The organism is bacterium (assembly GCA_013360215.1).
Classification (GTDB): Bacteria; CLD3; CLD3; order SB21; family SB21; genus JABWCP01.
In genome coordinates this window covers 1-22,221 of sequence record JABWCP010000010.1, presented here as the reverse complement: position 1 = coordinate 22,221, position 22,221 = coordinate 1, and the positions used below count along the sequence as shown (strand labels likewise).

The window sequence follows — 22,221 nt, the reverse complement described above, 5'->3', positions numbered from 1 at the left end:
ATTCTTATGACTCATTCGATGCGCAGAATGCTTGGGCTCACGGTAGGTGGTGTTTTTTTATTTTTATTTTTTCTAGCCCCGCTATACGGATATTTGATGGAATCGTTTTGGCCAGAGACTCCATTGTTAAATGCTATACCCGCGCAGACGATAACATTATCCGATCTGCCGGTACGTTCGGTGATCAGCCCGGACGGAGACTATGTCCTTGTGTATGACGATTCGTCGCTGGTGGTGTACAATACGATTTCGTGGCGTATCGAAACCAAAATGAATATGGATAGCGGATTGCGTCGTGTATGTTATGCTGCCGATGGTCATCATATCGCATTGGAAACATCAGCGGGGCGTGAAATCTGGGATACTAAGACCTGGGAAGTTTTGTACAAAGAAGAAAATGCGGATTCGCTTTCTATAGTACTTCCTTCATCGCAAGGTTTTGCAAAGGCAAAAACGCAAACGGAAGGTGACGATTGGGCGCTGATTGTCCAATCCTGGCCGTACAGACAACAGTTTGCAAAACTCAATGCGCCGGAAGAACGTCCTTTGTGGACTATGGATATTACGCCGCATCTCATCGCGATGTATCATCATGATCAAAAGAAAATTACCATAACGGAAATTAAAACCGGTCGGATCGTAGATACGTTGCTTGCAAAGCGTCCTGATAAAATAAAACTCAGCCCCAATGGACGTTATCTAGCGCAAATTTATAACGGAGCGGTTCGCGTTTACGATCGCTGGAGCAATGAAGAAAAATATTATGGGCAAAGAATTATATTCGGAGAGCCCGCGGGGATATTCAGCGCAGATTCTAATTATGTGCTTATAGCAGGAAATGGTAACGTTAAAATGATCGAGCTTGCAACGGGTGAAGTCCGACTTGATTTGGCAACACGCTTTCATATGGTACGGTCGCTTGAACTCTCCAAAGATAATAAACTCCTGACCATTACCGACGCCGACGAAAGAAGTGTTACTGTTTATCGTATCGGCTAACGTGCCATCTTTTTATTGCGTCTGTGAATACTAGATACAGTTTTACTCGATTGTAAAATTATTTTCCATCTCCCTCCTTGTTTTATTTAATCGATTTTTCGGCATAGGGTTTGTCTTACACAAATCAGACGCATTTAAACTCTTTATCGGAGAATTATTAACATGAAAATCATCGTTTTTATCAGCTATTTTTTCGGCTTAAATCTTTGGGCTATGCCAGCAGATTCATCACGTAGTGTGATTATTAAACGCGGATTGAATGCTTCGTATCCACAAATGAATAGAAAAACATCGCTTCATTCCAAAAAAAATGCTACAGAAGCTTTTTTATAGAGCGCCGGACATACCGTATTACCTGTTGTTGCCGGAGGATACATACTTAACAAATTAGACACGTATGAGACGGCCGGAAGCTTTGCAGTGGGCTACGGTTTTTTAATTGGACCTTCGATGGGTAATTTTTATGCACAAGATTTTGGGCGCGGTCTTCTAGGTGTTGGTATTCGCACCGCTGGTACTGCTTTGTTTTATAGTGGTGTTGCGGATGCGCTTCAAGATGATTGGTTTGATGACGAAGGTAATGACAGTCGAGGTGACGGCGGCGCAAAAATAACAGGCGGGTTCATTATTTATACGATCGGAGCTTTGTATAGCATTTTTACTTTACCACAATCTGTCCATGATTATAACAAAAAATTTGAATTATCAGCGAGTCCCTCGTATGACCCTAAATCACGCACTCTGGCTCTTCATGCACAACTTGTTTTTTAATTCTAATTAACCCCAAAAGTTAATAATAAAAAACTGTTCCGTGACCGGCGGAACAGTTTTTTATTATGGTGGTGTACGAGCTGTAGGGGAAGGAGTCGAACCTCCACGGAGTAGTTAGTCCCGGTAATCGGAATTTATCCCAAATTCTCCACCGTCGAGACCGGACGGTATGGCTGCCTGTTTCATCACCCTACAATAGTTGAATTATAAAAAGTACAAAAATAATCTATTATTATCGTAAATAATATAATACAAGTTATTTATTATTACAAATAATATATTGAAATTTGAATATTATTACATATATTGTATAAAATTAATTATTTTGTTTAATTTTTTGTAAAATTATGCACGAAAAGACCACTAAAATTACCGATTTTGATGAACTGGATCGAAAGATATTAAATCTTTTGATGGAAAATGCCCAGATGCCCTACACAGAAATTGCTGAAAAAGTTCACACTTCTTCCGGGACAGTACACGTTCGAATGCGAAAATTGGAAGCAGCCGGTGTTGTGATAGGGTCTAAGCTGCGTGTTGACCCGTCCATGTTGGGCTATGATCTGTGCGCGTTTCTCGGAATTTTTCTTGAAAAAGGCTCGTTGTATAAAAAAGTGGTGAAGCAGCTTGAGGCTATTCCGGAAATAACCGAACTCCACTACACGACAGGTAATTATAATATTTTGGCCAAACTCTATTGCCGGGACACGCGTCATCTCAGAGATGTACTAAACGATAAAATTCAGACTATCGAAGGCGTTGAGCGTACTGAGACTTTTATTTCGTTAGAACCGAGTTTAGAAAGAGCCATTCGTATTTGATCTATGATGTGACGGAGCGCACATATAACGTATCGGAATACGGATTGAATTTTCAGGTTTCTGATTTTGAAGTGTAGTGAAAAAACTACACTGCAATATTAAATATTCGACTTATAACAGTTTTTTTGCTGCAGAGCGCATATCGCATTTCATAAAAAACATGTTGTTATAATTTTTCATATACCTGGCACACTCTATGCTAATACATAAAGCAAATAGCAAAGGTGATACGGATATGAAAAAGAAAAAAAAAATTAAACCGACGTGATACCGGACACATCCAATTATCGTATTACCATGTAGATTGTTGGGAGAAGCGCGTTGACTTGCAAAGTATGCCGATCAATACACCCGTCGGCGAAACAATGCGCGAGATTCCGCGTAAAGAGAAAGTAAAATCAACAGAGAAAGGAGTAGGGCTATGAAACCGACAAATTCAAAGTTAACGCCAAAACCGCAAAAGCGCCCTATCTCCAATGAAGGACCTCAGCGGCCCAATCAATAACGCTCCTCATTACCCACAGGCGATAGGTGGATCTATGGGACAGTCCATCAAATTGCCAAGGCCTCAGATATAAACCCCGGCATTCCAAGATGCGCGGGGTTTCTTTTTTCTAAAAAATAAAAATTTGCCTTTTTACAGAAGACGGAGAATTTTAGTCTTATGACTTAGGTGTCTTTTAAAACCAATAACGTATCCCAACCCCGCCATTGGCGGTAAACGAGGTGGATGGTATCAAGTTAAGTGTCGGTGCGATTTCAAGAAATATGTCAAGCTTTTGATCTGCAAAAATATAGTCTATACCAATCGGTACACGAGCACCAATGCCTAATTTATCTGCAAAAACAACGTATCCACCAAGTCCAAAATAAAAAGGTAACCGGCCTTTTGAGACATTAAAAATCGAAAAATTATGTTTTGTAAAATCAATCTGAGCGATCATATGATTCTTGTCGTTTCCAACAACACTCCAAGCAGCCGCTCCTTGAAACGCTGTGGATGACGATGTCCAGTATTTACCGCTCAAGCCGGTCGGATCACCCGCCATAACACCAAGACCAAATCTTCCAGATTGTTGTGCAGACAGAGTTGTCACACAAAAAAATAAAATGAAGTATAAAATACGACCTTTGCCTTTCATGGCTGAATCTCCTTTTGATGATGAACTAAGGATCATTTTTTCTTTGATTTCGGTTGCGATCTAGAAATCAACGGTTTATCGGCTGCAAAAGATTTCACAAAAGTACCCCAAGTGAGATTGTTTTGATCCGGTTTGTGATTTTTTGCCCGCTCAATCGCCATCTGTGCCGCATGTTCGACAATCCATTCGAAATTATCTTCGCCTACCGACTTGAGATCAGCATCCGGCGCGGGGTTGCAAAAATCAATCGCATAGGGAATCCCGTCGCGTACAGCCAATTCCACAGTATTAAAATCATATCCCAAAGCCTGATTGAGTCGCAATACATAATCTACGACGGTAGCTTCGAGTTTTTTTACGGCATCAGTTTTCGGACCTTTGACATATCGTGCGTGATGCGGTTGCCGCGGATCGTATTGCATGACATGCACATCCTTTCCGTCCAAACAGTAACAACGGAAATATTCCGTAAAAATAATTTCCTCCTGAAGCATCATCACAAGCGTACCGGTCTCATTGTAAGCTTTGAAAAATTCCTCAGGATTATTGAGTTTGTACACATTTTTCCAACCGCCGCCGGCAAAGGGTTTGAAATAGGCCGGGAATCCGACATATTTGAAAATACCTTCCCAATCCAGAGGATAGGCCAAATTGCGCATGGATTGTGCCGTCGTATCGGGTGGATGCTGATTGGATGGTAAAAGCACAGTTTTAGGCACCGGTACGCCGACTTTGATCGAAAGCGCATTATTGAAAAACTTCTCATCTGCGCTCCACCAAAAAGGGTTATTGATCACGGCCGTCCCGCTGAGCGCGGCGTTTTTTAAGTAACCGCGATAAAAAGGAATATCTTGCGATATACGATCGATGATTACGTCATATCCGCACGGTTCGCCCTGAATGACTTTATCAATCGAAACAAGTTCGGCCGTGATGCCTTTTTCTTTTTTGGAATTAACGCGGCCCACAAAGGCCTGCGGAAACGTGTTTTCCATACCGAAAAGAATGCCGATCTTTTTCATGATAAGGCTCCCATGATTGAAAAATTGTTAAACGTTGAAACGCGAATGATTGAACGGTGCGGAAATTTATATCAAACCCGGTGTGTTAAACAAGGTTAATTTTCGTCGTTTGGTGTCTGATGTTTTTGTTTAATGCTGCCGCGGTACATAGCAAATTTCTGAAAGCGGCATTCTAAAGCGCCATTGTATAAGGTAAGTTTTTTAGATGGATGCAATCCGAGTTGTTTAAGCGCATCCTTATTGCCGCTGATGACCCAGGCATCCCAACCGGCAAAATTCTTTTTCAGTACGTCGCCGATCATTTTATAAAGCGTTTGCAAATCGGCAGGCTTAAGGCGTTCCCCGTAAGGGGGATTGGTTATGATCATACCCGGTGTGGCGGGCGGTGTTACATCCGAAAAGGATTTGGGCGCTATGGAAATGTGCGCATCCATTTTCGCATTGACGATATTCTGTCTTGTTTTATCCAAAATACCGCGATCAATATCTGAGCCGAAAATACGTACATCGGAATTTCTGACTCGCTGCGCTTCGGCATCGGTTCGAACTTTTTTCCATAATGTCGGATCAAAATCTTTCCATGTAAAAAAACCAAATGAAGTACGCAGATGACCCGGCGGCACATTGAGCGCAATCATAGCGGCTTCGATTGGGATCGTACCTGATCCGCACATTGGGTCAAGCAGCGGCGCTCGGCGATCCCATCCGGATAAAAGTATCATTCCTGCGGCCAGAATTTCATTGAGAGGAGCTTCATTAGTACCGGTGCGGTAACCGCGCTTGTGAAGTGAATTTCCCGAAGCATCTAACCCGATAGTAACATCATCGTGAGCGATGTGGAGATTGATGCGCAGTGTGGGGTTCTCCGCGTTAATAGACGGGCGTTCGCCGAATTGATCGCGCAACTGATCTACGATGGCGTCTTTGACTTTCAAAGCGGCATAATGCGAATGCGTCAAAAATTTGGAATGGGCCGTACTATCAATAACGAACGTGTCTTTGGGTTCGAGGAACTGCGACCAATCCATTTTTTGCGTATGGCGGTAAAGTTGTTCTTCGTTGATCGCTTTAAACTCATGAATCGGTTTGATGATACGAAGCGCGGTGCGCAGCCATAGATTGGCTTTGTACATTATTTCTTCGCTGGCGCTAAAAGATACGGCGCGGTTTAAAGTTTTGATTTGTGTGGCGCCGATGTTTTTTAATTCGTCCGATAAAACAGGTTCAAGGCCGAAAAAAGTTTTAGCAATGTAAGTGTGTGTCTGGGTGTGCTCGTTCATTAGGGGATGCGTTTCAGGCGGTTCGTTTGTAGCGCACTAAAAACAACATGGTGCCGGGTTTGGTCTCAAAATGCAAAGGGCGTGCACTGCCCTCAAGTTGGTAACATATCGTGAGAGATTCCTTTGATACTTCGAATATAGCGAAAATGGTGCGCCCGGCGTTGGGTCCGTCGGTGCCGATGACATCCAGTCCCATCGGTCGGTCATAATGAAAAATACGCAATACGCCTTTATCGCAATCTTTTCCGACGTGCGATTCGTAGGTATTACCTTTGATGATAAGTCGCATATCCTTGACATCTTCGTCTTCAAAAGCACCGCCGGCTAATTCCGCAGAAACCATCTGCCATGTACCATCCAGTTGCATAAAAAAATATCCCTGATTATCGCTTTGATGGAACAAACATCACTATTTGTTCGGCGATAATCAAGGATATTAGTTGCTACAAAGGTTTTTGTCGAAAATTTTATGACTAAATCAACATCACTTCAATTTCATATTGGGAGATATAGTCGTAAATGCACTTCGGATAAAATCGGATTTGGTTTTTAAATCTGAAATGGCATTGAGACGATCGGTACCTTCGCCGCCGATCACGGCAACGACGATATCATAAACCTTGCCCGACTCAAGTGTAAAAGGTCCGACGTTACCTATAAGGCGCCCATTGCGTCCCTGTGTGCACAAAGTGCCGGTGCCCGTAACAGGATCGCCGGGATAAACGTACCTTCCCCCTACGCTTCCGGTTACTGTACTGTCCAAAGAAAATCCGCTGTTATGGTTGATCCCGCCTTGTTGTATTCGGTATTTTTCGGTTTGTCCGACGGGGTCATTTCCGTTATAGTAGGCGTATGTGGAATTCCATTTTGAATTTATTCCGCTCGAACTAAAGTACAAAAGCGTGTGTCCGACGGCATACTGTTTACCGGTGGATGTGACATCGGGTGAGAGATTGTATGTATAAACTAAATTGCGCACTGTATCTGTACCAACGGCATCATTGGTTACCGTTGAACCCAGATTATGGTCAACCCACCAGGAAAGGTAAGCATTGGTGTAATTTTGATCGGATTTATTAACTACTTGGAAACGAATCAATGTTGCGTTTTCCCAGGAAGCACCTGTTTTGGAATAAGTCATGCGACGTACTTCAATACCTAAGGAAGATTGTCCCGCCTCATTGCTCAGAGAGTCGGCAAGGAGATCGTGACCCGAAGCCCATGTGTCTAAATCGGAGACTAACGTCGGTTTTGATAATATACTGTCCCAAGGACCGCCATAATCCGAAGGCCAGTTTTGTAGATCAGGAGAATCATGGTGAGAGGTGGAAGTAATGAAATAAGTACGGGCATTGTCTTCGGATGAATATTCCAGTTGATCTACCGACGTTGGCGTAGTATTGGTAATTCTGCCAGCGGTAAATTCGGTTGTCCAATTCATATCCAAAACCACCGGTGCTCCGTCTTTGTATGCGCCGACCATCAATCCGCCCGCATAGAGACCGTAGTTTCCTGAGTTTTTTGGAAATTCGGCGCCACTACTATTACCGTCGTGATCATCATCCGTGACATCATAACCCCACCGGCCGTCCGGTTGAAGCACCATGCGCCAAAGGTTTGCTTCGATCCATCGCGGTCCCGATGGAGGAAGTTGCGATGACCCGTCCCCAGGATCACGATAGCAGCCAAAAACTGCAAAAAGTAAAAAAGCCGCCACAAAAAAGATACGATGAAGATACATAACAAACTCCTTTCTAGTTGTTAGTATACTGTTGTTGTATCTTCATTGTTCACAAAACAAGATAACTCTTACAAAATATTTTCAAAAAATTATGCGTTACGCAATGCATCCACGATTTTGAGACGTGCCGCGCGGATGGACGGGAAAAAACCACCGATCAAACCCATGATCGTCGAAAAAATCAATGCATTGATGATAATGCCCGGCGATAACGAAAACGAAAAAGCTAACTCAGAAAATGAATTAAAATTCATCGTTGAAATCTTGAAAAACTGCAAAAAGGAGGCGATGATCACACCGATCACGCCGCCGGACAAAGAGATAAAAATCGTTTCAAGTAAAAAGCTTCCCAGAACACTGCGACGGCGAAATCCGAGCGCACGTAACGTACCGATTTCCGTGATGCGGTTAGCCACGGCCGTGTACATTGTAATAATCGCTCCGATCACGGCGCCGAAACTAAAAATGATTGTGATGGCAGTTCCGAGCACGACGATAAATGTGGCCAACGCTTCGGATTGTTCTTTGTAAAATTTTACTTCGGTCTTAGGTTCAAACTGCGACAGGCGTTTATCGTTTTCAAAAGCCTGTTTAAATTCTTCGATTGTTACTCCGTCCGCCATACGAACATTCATCGTAGAAGCCGAATTGCCGCGATTGAATGCGGCTTGCAATTGTCGGGCATCGCCCCAAACTTCCGATTCGAAGGCGCTGCCTTTTGCATCCATTATACCGACAATAGTCCAGTAGTCATTGGCAAACTTGATCTTATCACCCATACGTGCACCGATAAAACGCTCCGTTACGGAGGTACCCACGATCACTTCACGCGAACCTGTATTAAACATACGGCCTTCCGTGATGCGGATATTGGGTCGCAAAGTTATGGCTGTCGGTTCGACTCCGCGAACGGTTATATTGCTGATACCGCCGCCAACGCGATCAAGATTGATCACGACGACCGGTTCGGCCGAAGCCAACGGTTTACCGTCGGCGCCTTTGGCGATTTGGGGCAGCGTCATGATGACATTGATCGTTTCGCCATCGAGAATACTTGAGATTTCGCCTTGCGAGGATTTGCGTGCGATGACGGCGTTTCGTTCGGAACCGCCGGAAGCGAGTGTTTTTTCAACACCATATGACATCATAAGAACAGCCGTATAAACAAATACGACGAGTGCGATACCGGCAATCGTGATGAAGGTTGTCAAAGCTCTGCGTTTAAAACCGCCGGCGATATATTTGATAGGTACCATGATAGTTTCCTTTATATTCAATCCACAATTGCTATTGTTATCCGACGTAGCGTAAACCGTCCACGATATCCGTTTTAATCGCCTGAACAACGGGGATAATACCCGCGAGGATACCTACGATCACTGCAAACGAGAATTCCTGAATCACCGTAATATCCGCTAAAATAAAAACAGGGAAGAAGTTTTTTGGAACCGCAACGGAAAAGGCGCCGACAAAGAACAACGTGACCGCATAACCGGCTATACCGCCGAGAATGCCGATAATAATTGATTCGCCGGTCACGACGCCGAAAATGTGTTTGCCCGTGAATCCGAGTGTTTTCATTACGGCGTATTCGCGGTTACGTTCGCGTGCCGACATGATCATCGTATTGGCTAACACCAAAAGGATGATCCCTATGATCATGAACGCCATAATATTGATGCCGTTGATGATGGCGCCGTACGCACCGATAAAACCTTGATTGAAAGCACGTTCGGTTTCGGTTTTGGTTTCCGCGTTGGAATTTTTGAAAATCGCATCAATCGCCTCGGATACCGCGGCCGATTCGCTAGGGTCTTTGATTTTGACGGCGTACCACCCGACGTTGCCTTCGCGCCCGGGCATATCTTGTTTCATGCGTTCGTCGAGATACGTCCAATGAAAAAACATTTGCGTGGCGTCAATCGCGGGCGTTTTAGGTTGATAAATCGCTCGTATTACAAATTCCCATCGCCCCGGATAAATATCGCCCTCGATACTCATTACATCGCCAATTTTCAGATTATGCTTTTTGGCAATGTCCGCGCCGACGACGCACGCGTTGCGTTCTTTTTGAAATGCGGCTTTTTCCTCCGGTGTGACGAGGAACTCGGGATATACATCAAATATCGTTTCCGGATCACAGGCCATGCGCGGGAAAAATTCCGATTTATCTTTGTATACGCCTTGGAACCAATTGAAATATCCGACTTTTTCCACGCCGGGTACTTTGAGTATCTGATCACGATACGCGTAAGGCAAAGGAAAAATAAACGATACGGCTTGCCGTGTGATAAGGCGATCCACGGCGGCGGCTTCGACGGCGGCATACCATGAGGTAATGACCGTTCGCAAAAGGCCAAACGCGCCTACGGCGATAGCGATACCGAGTATCGTCAGTATCGTACGCAGCTTGTGGCGCAACGCATTTCGTAACATCATTTTGAAGAGCATATATTTATGTCCGTTTTGGATGTCGAAGGTTTAAGTGATTTAACTCAACGTACCTTTATCGAGGTGGCGCTGGGTTTTGGCTTTTTCGGCAGCGTGCGGATCGTGCGTCACCATGACGATCGTTTTACCCAGTTCCTGATTGAGGCGCGTCATGAGCGTCATGATTTCTTCGGCCGAAGTGCGGTCCAGATCGCCGGTCGGTTCGTCGGCTACGATCAGCGTAGGATCGGTGACGATCGCGCGGGCAATGGCCACACGCTGTTGCTGACCGCCGGAAAGCTGATTGGGATAGTGTTTCATGCGATCGCCTAAACCGACGATGGTGAGCACTTTTTGAATACGTTCATCCCGTTCTTTTTTAGAAAGATTGGTCAGATGCAACGGCAGTTCCACATTTTCATAGGCCGTGAGGACAGGCATAAGATTGTAAAACTGAAAAATGAATCCCACGTGATAGGAACGCCACTTAGCTAAAGCCGATTCGCTGAGCGAAGCGACGTCCGTACCGCCGACGATGATAGATCCTTGCGTCGGTTTATCAATACCGGCGATCAGATTGAGCAGCGTGGATTTACCGGAACCGGAAGGTCCCATCAGCGCCATGAAATCGCCGTCGGCAATGGAAAGATTGATGTTTTGCAGCACAGGAATACTCATGCTGCCGCGTTGGTACGCTTTGCTTACGTTTTGAATTTCTACTAATCCGGGCATAATTGGTTCTCGGGTTTAGTGAATAATGTATGTTTTATTTTTGTTCTGTTGTTACGGTGTCGCCGTCGTTCAGATCGGCGGTGGGATTGTCAATGACTTTATCGCCGGCCGTGAGACCGTTTACGATTTCGGTTTTATTTCCGTTACGCTCACCGGTCATTACGGGGATCGCGCGGATTTTTCCGCTGACCACACTCAATGCGACTTTACGCCCGTTTCGTTCGACGACGGCGGAGGTGTTGACCATCAGTTTGGGTTTGGCTTGCATCGCGCTGTCGCTGATCGCTTCGGTGAGAAAATTGACTTTAGCACTCATCTCAGGTAAAACACGATTGTCAATATCAATAAATCGTATTTTGGTCAAAATCGTAGCTTTGGAACGATCGGCCGTCGGAACGACTTTCCAAACTTCACCGCGGTAACGCTTTTCCGGAAGCGCGTCCAGCGTGATTTCGCAAGGCTGTTTGATTTTTACGCGCTCGATGTTGGATTCAGAAACATCGGCTTCGAGCATCAACGAACTCATATCAGCCAGTGTCACAACATTGCCGCGGGAATTGGCTCCGGCCGCAAACGGCGCTACGATTTCACCGACGTCGGCATTTTTGGTAAGCACCGTTGCATCAAACGGGGCACGAATAATCGTATTTTCCAATTCCACTTCCGTCGCATGGATCCCGGCTTGAAGCGCGGCTACGCCGGCTTTGGCCGAATTCACGCGTGCCTGTGCGGAACGGTACTCGGCGCGAACGATTTCAAAATCTGCATCGGTAATGACATTGCTTTTGAGTAATGTTTCATTTCGTTCATAGTTGCGTTTCACGCGTTCCAGATCGGCTTCAGTTTGTTCGACCTGCGCTTGACCGACGAGCAAATTGGCGCGGGCTTGTTCGAGTCCGGCTTGGATATCATTGTTTTCCAAACGTGCAATGACCTGACCCGATTGGACGCGGTCGCCTTCTTCGACGCCAAGAAACACTAAACGACCGGTGCCCTTGGAAGCGACGGACGCTTTGCGCTGCGGCACGATATAGCCGCTTGCCGTCAGAACGCCGCCACCGCTGCCCTGTGCTACAAATGCTACGGTGGTCAATTGCACGACCGGTGTTGATTTGAACATATTGCGCGATACATAGCCGATAAACCCGATGGCTACGACGCCAATGACGATCAGCGCCCATTTGACTAAACTACCGGAGGAGCGTTTGTCTTCTGGATCAAATTTCATAGGCTCGCGTTGAATACGGAGCGAAGATAAATCTACTTTTTCTGCTTCAGATGCCATAATTATGTTTTTGTATAGACGGTGATGTTTTATTCAAACGAAACCAAAGTCAGTAAAATTACTTAAAATTGCAATAATTCGATGCAAATCATAATAGCTGCTTGATATGATCATATCCGGAGCGACTGATCGGTATTTGTTTGCCATCGCGTAAAATTGCCGTTCGGCTGTCTTTGGCGTAGAGTTCTATTCGGGCAATACGTTCGACATGGACGATGTACGAACGGTGAATGCGTACAAAACGTGACGGATCAAGTTGTTTCTCTATATCGGCCAACGTTTGTGTTTTAAGATAACACTTGCCGGCAGTGTAAATTGCAATGTAGTCGTCCTGCGCTTCAATATAATCTATTTGTGTTACGGGTATCACATGCACCTGTACGCCATCGCGAATGAGAATACGCTCTGTTTTTTTATCCGACGTCAATGACGACGGAACTTCCCATGTGATTGCGTCTTGTATATGTTGCCGTGCATGCGCAAGTGCCGCATCAAAACGTTCACGGCTAAACGGCTTGAGTAAATAATCCAATGCATGCACTTCAAAAGCCTTCAATGCATATTGATCATACGCCGTCGTAAAAATCACACCGTGCTTTCGTTGGGTTAACTCTAACACTTCAAATCCAGAGAGTTTAGGCATCTGGATGTCAAGAAAAACCAAATCGGGATGAATCTCCGTGATTGCTTTGACGGCTTCAAACCCATTGGCGCATTCTTCGATGACGGAGATATCTGTATGCGAAGCGAGGTATTCGCGTATCAACTGACGAGCCAGTGCTTCATCATCCACGATGATAACGCGAAGTTGTGGTGTATTCATGCTGACACTTCTCCGGGCGAAACAGGTATTGATAATTTAGCGACAAATAGGCGGTTTTGTTTTTCGGTGGTGAGCCGGGCGTCGCGACCATATTGGTTTTGAATACGTTTACGGATATTATCCAAACCGATATGTGTTCCTTCGGAATAGGATGATTCATCCTCCATTGGATTTTCGATAACGATATGGGCATACGGTCCATCGGTTAATGCATGAATACGAATCGTACCACCCTCAACACACTGTGCGATGCCGTGTTTGACGGCGTTTTCCGCTAAAGGTTGTATCAGCATGGGCGGTAAAAGTATATCGTACAATTGCTCGGGTAACATCATTTCTACGGTCAAACGATTGCCGAATCGAACTTTTTCAACAGACAAAAAATGTTCACACAGATTCCATTCCTCACGCAAAGTGATCAGCGGCTTTTGTGCAAGGGCCAGGGTCTGACGAAAAAAGGCGGCCAGTTCCACCGTCATGCGTCGCGCGCCGTCAGGATCGCTATGCGTCAGAGCGCTGATGGAGTTGAGACTGTTGAATAAAAAATGCGGATCAATTTGCGCACGAAGCATCCGCAACTCGGCATCCCTTGAAAGCACAGCACTTTGCAATTCATTTTGTTTGGCTTGTTCGGCCTGCCGCGCCATCATCATCACATAATAAATTGCTATGGAGAGTAGGTACAAGACCGTGCCGACGACGATCATGATCATGGTCGTGCCGGTATCCATGACAATGGCCGTCTGCCATTCATGCAGGATAACATTCCATCCCATCGCCAGTGCCAGCCAAAAACAAGCGGTGAGCATGGCGTTGAATAACGCTGTGAGCACCACACGAAGCCGGCGATCCGATGCGAGCGGCGAGGAACGGCTGACATAATACGCCGAAAGATTGATGAATCCGTAAACCAATGTGAGCGGTATCGCAAATGCAAAAGCTTGCGCCCAATCACCGCGTCCGGTAAAATAAATCAGCTTTGCGATCAGGACACCCGCAAAAAGCCACACCAGAGCGTACCATGCAAGACTGCGAATGTTGCCGAGTACAGGATGCATTAGTTTCGAACCTCAACGCCGCCCATGATGGCATATCCTTGGATGTGCAAGCGTTTGGTTTGAGCGGCGGGATGCAGTGTTTTGTCATCAAAGCCGCCGAGAATCGGTGTGCCGTTGAGAAATACCGCCCAGTCCGTCGGCACTTTGATATCAATACCGCCGAATAATGCAAACACGTGGATCGTCGCCTCATCGGCGACGGAAGCATGACGCAAATCTATCTCACATCCGCCCATGACGGCCGTTACTTCGCCGCCTTTAAAATCCTGACTGGCAATGATACGTGAGTTGCCACCGAAAATCGCTGTTGCTTGTACGACGTGTTCATTATCGGCTTTCGGTATGTTCGTTTCGTCCTGTCCACGATGGCGATAAAAACCTTTGAGTATAAAAGCACCGCCGGCGAGGATCATAAAAACCGGCCACCATGTGTGCCAACTGAAATAGATGATCCCAAGTCTGTGGAGAATCATGATCGTACCCACGAATATCAATACGCTGCCGACAAAATAACTCGGTACGGTACGCGATTGGCGAATTTTGAGGACGCCGAAAATAATAAAGATAACCGGCCATAAACGCGAAAGCCTGAAGTCTTCTATAATTCGGAGGTTGTCCAGGAGAAATAAAACGCCGAGAACGATGGCGATAACTCCGAGGATAACCTGCCCGGGGATTTTAGAGTCCGTTTTCATAATGTGTCGTAGTTTGTGGTGTGAAATAATATTTGTTTAATAAACTTCTCGTGATTTTACTGACGCCCCAGGCGATCAATAAAAACGGCCAACTGTTGCGATAGGTCAATCCCCATGCATAAAACTGTACCGCGAGCAACCAACCGCCGGTTAATATCCAAAACACGCCATCGGCGATGCGACGCGCCTTGTTGTAACTGAGTAAATCGCTGATACCGCCTACGATCAAAAATACAGGCCAGAATTTCCACAACGGGCCGATGTCATACACGTGCAATCGGTCTAATAACACGACGAAACCGATTGCGATCAGGGCAACGCCCCAGATCAGGTGTCTTTTTATGTCATGAGAGTGATGCGTGAACATGGCTTTTTCCTTGTTTTTGTTTACGCCATAAACATACATAGGAAAATAAATTTTGTTGCACGCATTTCGGTGAATGGTGGCGGGAAGTCGGTGAACGGCGACGCGATCAAGTATATGTTGCAAAAGAGCGCATATAAATGAATGTCTTTGTTTTTTAGAAAGACAAATATGCGCCCTCATGCAGCGGTATTATTTCACACAATGCTTTTAAGTGTTCAAGTTATCTCGGAGAAACCGCAGAACCTGATCCATTGCAATACGTTCCTGCGTCATGCTGTCGCGGTGACGGACGGTGACGGTTTGATTTTGCAGTGTCTCGCTATCGATCGTAAAACAATACGGCGTACCGATTTCATCTTGCCGGCGGTAGCGTTTTCCGACGGTGGCGGATTCATCGTAAAATATCTTATAATGCTTCTTGAGTTCATTATATAAAGTCATAGACACTTCCGGCATACCGTCTTTTTTGACCAAAGGCAAAATAGCGGCTTTGACCGGTGCGAGTGTGGGATGAAACTTCATCACGACGCGGGTTTCCGTTTTACCGTCGCCGGTAGGTGCTTCTTCTTCGGCATACGCATTGACCAGCGAAGCCATGACACCGCGCGAAGCGCCGGCCGATGTTTCTATCACATACGGCAAGTATTTTTCTTTGGTCGTATCGTCAAAATAATCCAGATTCTTACCGCAATATTCCTGATGGCGCTTGAGATCAAAATCCGTACGGTTGTGTATACCTTCAATTTCGCCCCATCCGAAGGGGAAAAGAAATTCGATATCAAAAGCCGCCGCCGCATAATGCGCCAGTTTTTCATGCGCGTGAAATTTTAGTTTGTCTTCCGTAAAGCCGAGCGAAAGGTACCATTGTTTACGGTTTTCTTTCCACGTATTAAACCATTCCATATCCGTACCGGGCTTCACAAAAAACTGCATTTCCATTTGTTCGAATTCCCGCGTACGGAATAAAAAGTTTTTGGTGTTGATCTCATTGCGGAAGGCTTTGCCGATCTGTGCGATACCAAACGGTACTTTTTGGCGGGAAGAATCTTTGACATTGTGAAAATTGACATAGATGCCTTGCGCCGTTTCCGGGCGAAGGTAAACTACCGCGCTGGAGTCTTCGAGCGGTCCGATGTAGGTTTTGAACATCAGATTAAATTGTCGCGCTTCGGTAAACTTTCCTTCGGCCATACATTTATGTGCTTTCCGGCCTTGATAGGCTTTATTGCCGCACATCGAATCCTCGATCTGGTCTTCACGAAAACGCGCTTTACATTCTTTGCAATCCACCATCGGATCGGTAAAATTTTCCACGTGACCGGAGGCTTCCCATACGCGCGGATGCATAAGTATAGCGGCATCCAAACCTTCGATATCGTCCCGAAAGGTCATGGCCTTCCACCAAGCATCTTTATAATTCTTCAGAAGTTCGACGCCGAGTGGGCCGTAATCCCAGCATCCGTTGAGGCCGCCGTAAATTTCCGACGATTGAAAAATAAATCCGCGCCGCTTGCATAGCGATACGATTTTGTCCATGAGTTCTGTTCCCGAAAGAGGCTTCTGCGTGCTCATACTGCTCCGTTGACCAACGTGAATCCGCACATAGGATGTGTGCGGACATAATTAATTTTAACGACGGATTATATTGACATTCACGATGATTTGCAATTTGAAACTACAACTGATGAATGGCCATAAAATTTGAAAGGAAACTTTTTGAATTGAAAACGTATACCATGCACATAAAACAGATTTAAAAACCGGGTTGTTATGCGAATGACATTTTTTGAAAATTTCCGTAGCGCCGTTTCGTTTACAATGCATAATGTGAAGGCGCGTTTTTTTCATACCTTTCTTTCAGTTTTGGGAATCGTGATCGGTGTGGCGTCCTTGGTGATGGTGCTGGCCCTCATCGAAGGTATGGAGGCATCCGTTCGTAAACAGATACTGCAAACTACGTCCATGAACATGGTCATCGTGAGCAGCGAGCCGTTTAAAAAATCAGACGGCGTTCGTATGCGTAAAACGGACCTGGCCATACTGTCTCCGGTCGTATTTGATTCGCTGAAAAGTTCACTGCGTATGTCCCATACCGCGCAATTAGTTTCCACTTATGGTGCAGAGGTAAAAGTAGATTCATCCAAATGGGTAGGCGCTCAGATCAATTTTAGTTCGGCCATGGTTTTAAGGGCAGATTCTTTATTGGACGGCCGGGTTTTATCGGAAGAGGATATCTACGGTAAAAGGAAATTTGCGGTCATCAATCGGTTTCTTGCTTTTCAATCTGCGAAAGATTCGTCTTTGATTCCTGCGTTAATTGGCAAATCGATACATATCGGCGCGCAAACTTATACCATTATCGGGATTACGGCGGCGCGTGAAACTACCGCCGAAGCAATACTGCCTATTTCGCTTATGGATTCAGCGAAGCTTACCGAGTACCCGCCGATCGGATTGTTTGAAACACCACAGATAGAAAACGTGATACCGCTGCAAGAGCATATACAAAATTATCTCCATACGCACCCTGTCAGTGCGGGAGATACATTGATCGTAGCCAGTAATAAATCACGGGTTGATCAGATGGCCAAAGGGTTTCTTGTATTTCGGATTGTGATGGGGTTTATCGTCGGCATTTCAGTGCTTGTCGGCGGTATCGGTGTGATGAATGTACTGTTAATCTCAGTCACGCAGCGTACGATGGAAATCGGTGTTCGCAAAGCGGCCGGTGCCAAGCGCCGCGATATATTGGTTCAGTTTTTATCGGAATCGGTAGTGGTATCGTTTTTGGGGAGCGTTTTGGGGATGATTTTAGGGTATCTCGGCGCCATGCTTTTGGCTGTGATCATCAGCCACATGGCTACAACACCGTTTCAAGCCTCCGTTACGTGGGGCACATTGCTGACCGTCTCAGGTATAGCTGTGATGGTGGGAATTATTTTTGGTACATATCCCGCCGCTTTAGCATCCAAGCTAAATCCGGCGGAGGCCATCCGTCATGAAGGTTGATCCGTATTAAGTTTTTGCAAAGGCAAATCAATTTCAAATGTGGCGCCTTGCCCGGGTGTGGAGCGAACACGAATAGCCCCATGGTGATTTCGTATAATGCTTTGTACCACCGCAAGGCCCAATCCCGTGCCGAGCCCTTGGGGCTTGGTGCTGAAGTAGGGTTCAAAAATTTTATCAATATTTTCGGTTGCTATGCCGGGGCCGGTATCGGAAACTAAAATTCGAAGATATTGGTGCGGTCCCGGGATTACTTTGACACTCAAATGACCTTTTCCATCCATGGCCTGTATAGCATTTGTCATCAGATTAAATAGCACCTGATGCATTTGTGTCGGATCGCCAAATATAGTGTCATTTTTGACTTCGGATATGAATTGATATCGTATATGCTTTAAGGCGGGTTTAACCATATCATAACATTCGTCAATCAAAGGAGAAAGCTGAAAAGCTTCTTGATGCACTTCGGTTTGCCGGCTATACATAAGCAATTGGCGAATAAGTTGACGCCCACGCCGGGCTCCGGCATTCATCGAACTTATCATTTCAATCGCTTTAGGGTCATGCTGAACCCGTTCTTGTAAAAGCGCAAGATAACCGAGCGTACTGGTTAATATATTGCTGAAGTCGTGTGCAACACCGCCAGCCATCTGATGCATAGCCTGAGCTCTCTGCATATGGAATACTTCTTCTTCTAGTTTTATACGTTCGGTTTGCGTTCTTTTATGCTGATTTATTTCCTCTTGAAGTGCTAATCGAGAAGAATTCTCCATGATCAGTGAATGTTCCAAACTATTGATGACTATGTGAATTGCCCAGCCGATAGTCAAGAGCGCTGCAATTACATTAGAAATAACGATGAACCAGGTGTTCCATGTATAACGCGATTCAAACTGGTCATCACCTATGGTATTTCCGGTATCCATGTAAAACCCGGCCACGATAAAAACGATAAAAATGTAAGAAAGGCTTATAAGAAAAAGGCGTGGACGAAAAAGTAATGACGATAAGATATGTGCGACGAATAGAGTGCATATTGCTCCCGCGGCACCAAAGGGTTTAAAACACAATGTCCCGGCAATCAAAAAGCTGACTGTAACTAAAATAGACTTTTTTAATTGTGATAGTTTTTGAGAAAACCACGCGAAATACATGCCGATCATCATCACAACGAAAATAAGGCCTATCCATGGCGTTTCGCTTTGCATGAAAAATGGAATTGTAGGGATCAATGCGGCGGTTCCCATAATGCAGTTGGCAGCTACTACGGCGATAGTGATGCGTTTTCTCCAGAATTCAAGCGGAGGGAGGCCGGGATCGTGAGGTAACCAAACGAATTTTTGGATGAATGTGTGCATTGTATGTAATGATGTTGCGAAGGTATAAATTGAATGGAGCAAAATCCACCTTTCTTACAAAAACATCAACCTACATCAAGATGTAGCTGTTTTTGCGTGGGTTAGTTTGTGTGAAAAATATCAATGTATGTTTTGTGGATTTGTTTTAGAATTTTATGTTTGTGCATGATTGAGTGCCTGAACATATTAATTAACCGTCTGAAATTAAAAAGGTTGAACATCTTATTTTGCGCCAAAAACAAATTTTTTTTCAGCCGATGAAAGACCGACTATTGAAGTTGGCTGAATAAATTGATTTGCGGTAGGATGCGATATAGACGTTAATGGGGCAGCTATGTATATAGAGCTTGAAAGCTCCTCTTTTCCCTTGACAATCCAAACAAAAAAAACTATCTTCGTGCCCCAAAATTTGATAAGTGTTTTATCAAATTGAAGTTAGGTGTTCGCTTGGTTGCGAAAATTGACAAAATTTTAAGCTTAGGAGACGGTGAACACCGTTTCCATTTTGATGTTAAGGCCGAAGATATCGGCTTGAACAGTATTGATTTTGAAGGCCGGAATCACTTCGAAAAACCGATTTCGGCGGACGCGGTGTTGACCAAAACCAATCACGTCTATTATATAAAGATGAAAGTGATTGGGGAGGCGAGATTAGTATGCGACCGTTGTTTGGAGGATGTAAGTGTAGATGTGGCCGATGATTTTCAGGTCATCTACACCGATCATCGGAGCGAGCGGAACGCGCAGAGCGGTGAAACGGAAATACGGTTATTGGATGTCCGCAAGGAAAACCAAATCGTTTTAGATAAAGATATTGTAGATACGATTGAGCTTGCGATGCCGCATAAAGTTCTTTGCGATGAAGATTGTAAAGGTTTGTGTGTACAGTGCGGAGCGAATCTCAATGAACGTGCATGTGAGCATGCGCAGACCGTGAACGAATAACGATTTTACATTATTTTAGGAGAATATCATGCCTAATCCCAAACGCAGACATTCAAAGCAGCGCCGTGATAAACGTCGTACGCACTGGAAACTGGATAATGCCGCCGTCGGCAAATGTGCCAACTGTGGTCAACCCAAAATGCATCACCGTGTGTGCCCCAACTGCGGGCACTACGATGGCCGTCAGATCGTGATCGCGCGCGAAGCCTGATTTGGAGTGCGCTCAAATCGTCTAAGTAAACCTGTCCTTGTTCCCACGGCAACGACAGGTTTTTTTTTAATTGCGGTTTGATAATGTGGGTTGATAACGGTATATTGGCGCGGTCTTTTCGTAATATGAAACGAACAGGCATATAAGTCGGAGAAGGTAATGAAGATCGTTGTGGATGCGATGGGCGGTGATGAAGCGCCCAAACATATAATTGACGGCGTCATTTTGGCGGCTCGGGCATGGGTATCTACCGGCGTAAATCACGAAATCATTCTGACCGGCGATAAAGATGTAGTAATGAAAGAGATCGAGCGCTGCGGAGGTCGTGATTTATGCGGCAATATTTTACGCTTAGAACATACGACATCTGTCATCGATATGCATGAGTCACCGGCGGACGCTTGGCGAAATAAGTCCGGTTCCTCGATTCATCGCGGTGCGGAATTAGTCAAATCCGGCCAAGCGGATGCGTTTATCGGGATGGGCAATACCGGAGCGATGATGACAGCCGGGTTACTCGGCGTTGGGCGGATCGAAGGTGTTCAACGTCCTACAATAGGTGCTTTTTTCCCGACAGCCCGCGGGCGCTCTCTGGTGCTTGATGTGGGTGCCGTCTCGGATTGTAAACCGCAACATCTTTTGCAGTTTGGCCTCATGGGTAGTATTTATATGGAGGCGATGTGGGGTGTAAAAAATCCCACTGTAGGGCTTTTGAGTATCGGTGAAGAAGACTCCAAAGGAAATGAAGTAACCAAAGAAACCAACGCCCTTTTTCGAGAAAAAAAATTATTCAATTTTGCGGGTAATGTGGAAGGTCGGGACATTCTCAAGGGAACGACGGATGTTATCGTGTGCGACGGTTTTGTAGGAAATATCGTATTAAAATTTGGAGAAAGTGTTCCCGGTTTTCTCAAAGCCCGTTTCAAACAGGCCGCTGAGTCGAGTTTTATGACGAAACTCCAATTACTGTTGGCAAAGACCGGCATCAAAGGTGTTTTTAAAGATATGAATTATGAAGAATATGGCGGCGTTCCTTTGTTGGGTGTAAACGGTGTGGTGATCATCGGTCACGGCAGTTCTTCGCCCAAAGCCATGTACAACGCGATCATGGTTGCGCAAAAAATGGTGGATAAAAAAATAAACGAAGTCATTAAAGAACGTATTCGATTATCATAACTAACACACTGCGCGCTGTGCTGCATGCCGCAGTAGAAAAGAATTATGGCGTTAGGCAATAAGTATCGTGCAAAAATCTCGGGTGTTGCCCACTGGGTGCCCGAGCAAATTCTCAGCAATAAAGAGCTTGAGAAAATGGTAGATACCACCGATGAATGGATAACCACGCGGACCGGTATCAAAGAACGACATATTTTAGAAAAAGGTAAAGCCACATCCGATCTTGCCTATGAAGCTTGTAAACGTCTTTTGGAACAAACGAATACAGATCCTGCCGAAATTGATTTGATCATTGTAGGAACCGTTACGCCGGATATGTTTTTTCCGGCGACCGCATGTCTTTTACAGGCACGACTTGG

General features: G+C 45.2%; 24 protein-coding genes. 9 read left to right on the top strand and 15 right to left on the bottom strand.

Annotated features, from left to right (window positions below):
• The first annotated feature begins 96 nt into the window (after positions 1–96).
• The 4 genes from HUU58_08530 (at position 97) to HUU58_08515 (ending at position 2,591) form a co-directional block, all read left to right on the top strand.
• Positions 97–999, top strand: coding sequence for a hypothetical protein (locus HUU58_08530; GenBank protein NUN45714.1), 903 nt, complete (start codon positions 97–99; stop codon positions 997–999).
• Between the two features lie 162 nt (positions 1,000–1,161).
• Positions 1,162–1,332: a hypothetical protein gene (locus tag HUU58_08525; GenBank protein ID NUN45713.1), complete on the top strand. Its 171-nt coding sequence runs from the start codon at positions 1,162–1,164 to the stop codon at positions 1,330–1,332.
• An 87-nt stretch (positions 1,333–1,419) separates the two neighbouring features.
• Positions 1,420–1,770, top strand: coding sequence for a hypothetical protein (locus HUU58_08520; GenBank protein ID NUN45712.1), 351 nt, complete (start codon positions 1,420–1,422; stop codon positions 1,768–1,770).
• A gap of 347 nt (positions 1,771–2,117) precedes the next feature.
• Positions 2,118–2,591 carry an Lrp/AsnC ligand binding domain-containing protein gene (locus tag HUU58_08515; protein NUN45711.1) on the top strand — a complete coding sequence of 158 codons (474 nt, stop codon included), beginning with the start codon at positions 2,118–2,120 and terminating at the stop codon, positions 2,589–2,591.
• Between the two features lie 680 nt (positions 2,592–3,271).
• Here the strand turns inward: HUU58_08515 and HUU58_08510 are convergent.
• The 14 genes from HUU58_08510 to HUU58_08445 all read right to left on the bottom strand — a co-directional run bounded on the left by HUU58_08510 (position 3,272) and on the right by HUU58_08445 (position 16,738).
• Complete coding sequence (locus HUU58_08510; protein NUN45710.1) at positions 3,272–3,733, bottom strand: DUF3996 domain-containing protein; 462 nt, start codon at positions 3,731–3,733, stop codon at positions 3,272–3,274.
• A 32-nt stretch (positions 3,734–3,765) separates the two neighbouring features.
• Positions 3,766–4,755 carry a hypothetical protein gene (locus tag HUU58_08505; GenBank protein NUN45709.1) on the bottom strand — a complete coding sequence of 330 codons (990 nt, stop codon included), beginning with the start codon at positions 4,753–4,755 and terminating at the stop codon, positions 3,766–3,768.
• Between the two features lie 95 nt (positions 4,756–4,850).
• A complete protein-coding gene (locus HUU58_08500) occupies positions 4,851–6,035 on the bottom strand; it encodes a class I SAM-dependent RNA methyltransferase (GenBank protein ID NUN45708.1) in 1,185 nt (394 codons plus the stop codon).
• Between the two features lie 13 nt (positions 6,036–6,048).
• A complete protein-coding gene (locus tag HUU58_08495; GenBank protein ID NUN45707.1) occupies positions 6,049–6,402 on the bottom strand; it encodes a TIGR03067 domain-containing protein in 354 nt (117 codons plus the stop codon).
• A gap of 117 nt (positions 6,403–6,519) precedes the next feature.
• Positions 6,520–7,776 carry a hypothetical protein gene (locus HUU58_08490; GenBank protein NUN45706.1) on the bottom strand — a complete coding sequence of 419 codons (1,257 nt, stop codon included), beginning with the start codon at positions 7,774–7,776 and terminating at the stop codon, positions 6,520–6,522.
• 89 nt (positions 7,777–7,865) lie between these two features.
• Entirely contained in the window at positions 7,866–9,032 is a 1,167-nt protein-coding gene (locus HUU58_08485) for an ABC transporter permease (protein ID NUN45705.1), read from the bottom strand.
• A gap of 37 nt (positions 9,033–9,069) precedes the next feature.
• Entirely contained in the window at positions 9,070–10,227 is a 1,158-nt protein-coding gene (locus HUU58_08480; protein NUN45704.1) for an ABC transporter permease, read from the bottom strand.
• A 39-nt stretch (positions 10,228–10,266) separates the two neighbouring features.
• Positions 10,267–10,938, bottom strand: a complete 672-nt coding sequence (locus HUU58_08475) for an ABC transporter ATP-binding protein (protein NUN45703.1) — start codon at positions 10,936–10,938, stop codon at positions 10,267–10,269.
• 34 nt (positions 10,939–10,972) lie between these two features.
• Positions 10,973–12,223, bottom strand: coding sequence for an efflux RND transporter periplasmic adaptor subunit (locus HUU58_08470; protein NUN45702.1), 1,251 nt, complete (start codon positions 12,221–12,223; stop codon positions 10,973–10,975).
• A gap of 88 nt (positions 12,224–12,311) precedes the next feature.
• A complete protein-coding gene (locus tag HUU58_08465) occupies positions 12,312–13,046 on the bottom strand; it encodes a response regulator transcription factor (GenBank protein ID NUN45701.1) in 735 nt (244 codons plus the stop codon).
• Positions 13,043–14,104 (bottom strand): histidine kinase, encoded by a 1,062-nt coding sequence (locus HUU58_08460; GenBank protein NUN45700.1) that lies wholly within the window; start codon positions 14,102–14,104, stop codon positions 13,043–13,045. The genes HUU58_08465 and HUU58_08460 overlap by 4 nt, the downstream gene beginning before the upstream one ends.
• Positions 14,104–14,799: a hypothetical protein gene (locus HUU58_08455; protein ID NUN45699.1), complete on the bottom strand. Its 696-nt coding sequence runs from the start codon at positions 14,797–14,799 to the stop codon at positions 14,104–14,106. Before HUU58_08455 ends, HUU58_08460 begins: the two co-directional genes overlap by 1 nt.
• Positions 14,783–15,166 carry a hypothetical protein gene (locus HUU58_08450; protein NUN45698.1) on the bottom strand — a complete coding sequence of 128 codons (384 nt, stop codon included), beginning with the start codon at positions 15,164–15,166 and terminating at the stop codon, positions 14,783–14,785. The genes HUU58_08455 and HUU58_08450 overlap by 17 nt, the downstream gene beginning before the upstream one ends.
• 207 nt (positions 15,167–15,373) lie before the next feature.
• On the bottom strand, positions 15,374–16,738 hold the full coding sequence (locus tag HUU58_08445) for a glycine--tRNA ligase (protein NUN45697.1): 1,365 nt from the start codon (positions 16,736–16,738) through the stop codon (positions 15,374–15,376).
• A 198-nt stretch (positions 16,739–16,936) separates the two neighbouring features.
• On the opposite strand from HUU58_08445, the gene HUU58_08440 reads away from it, so the two are divergent.
• The gene (locus HUU58_08440; GenBank protein NUN45696.1) at positions 16,937–18,175 is read left to right on the top strand and encodes an ABC transporter permease; all 1,239 of its coding nucleotides are present in this window, start codon (positions 16,937–16,939) and stop codon (positions 18,173–18,175) included.
• Here the strand turns inward: HUU58_08440 and HUU58_08435 are convergent.
• Positions 18,163–19,530, bottom strand: a complete 1,368-nt coding sequence (locus HUU58_08435; protein ID NUN45695.1) for a hypothetical protein — start codon at positions 19,528–19,530, stop codon at positions 18,163–18,165. The two genes, HUU58_08440 and HUU58_08435, sit on opposite strands and share 13 nt — an antisense overlap.
• A gap of 447 nt (positions 19,531–19,977) precedes the next feature.
• On the opposite strand from HUU58_08435, the gene HUU58_08430 reads away from it, so the two are divergent.
• The 4 genes from HUU58_08430 to HUU58_08415 form a co-directional block, all read left to right on the top strand.
• On the top strand, positions 19,978–20,475 hold the full coding sequence (locus tag HUU58_08430; GenBank protein ID NUN45694.1) for a DUF177 domain-containing protein: 498 nt from the start codon (positions 19,978–19,980) through the stop codon (positions 20,473–20,475).
• Positions 20,476–20,503: 28 nt separating this feature from the next.
• Positions 20,504–20,686: a 50S ribosomal protein L32 gene (gene rpmF / locus HUU58_08425; GenBank protein NUN45693.1), complete on the top strand. Its 183-nt coding sequence runs from the start codon at positions 20,504–20,506 to the stop codon at positions 20,684–20,686.
• 159 nt (positions 20,687–20,845) lie between these two features.
• Positions 20,846–21,862 (top strand): phosphate acyltransferase PlsX, encoded by a 1,017-nt coding sequence (plsX, locus tag HUU58_08420; protein NUN45692.1) that lies wholly within the window; start codon positions 20,846–20,848, stop codon positions 21,860–21,862.
• Positions 21,863–21,907: 45 nt separating this feature from the next.
• Positions 21,908–22,221: 3-oxoacyl-ACP synthase (locus tag HUU58_08415; GenBank protein NUN45691.1), on the top strand; the 314-nt coding region annotated here is incomplete at its 3' end.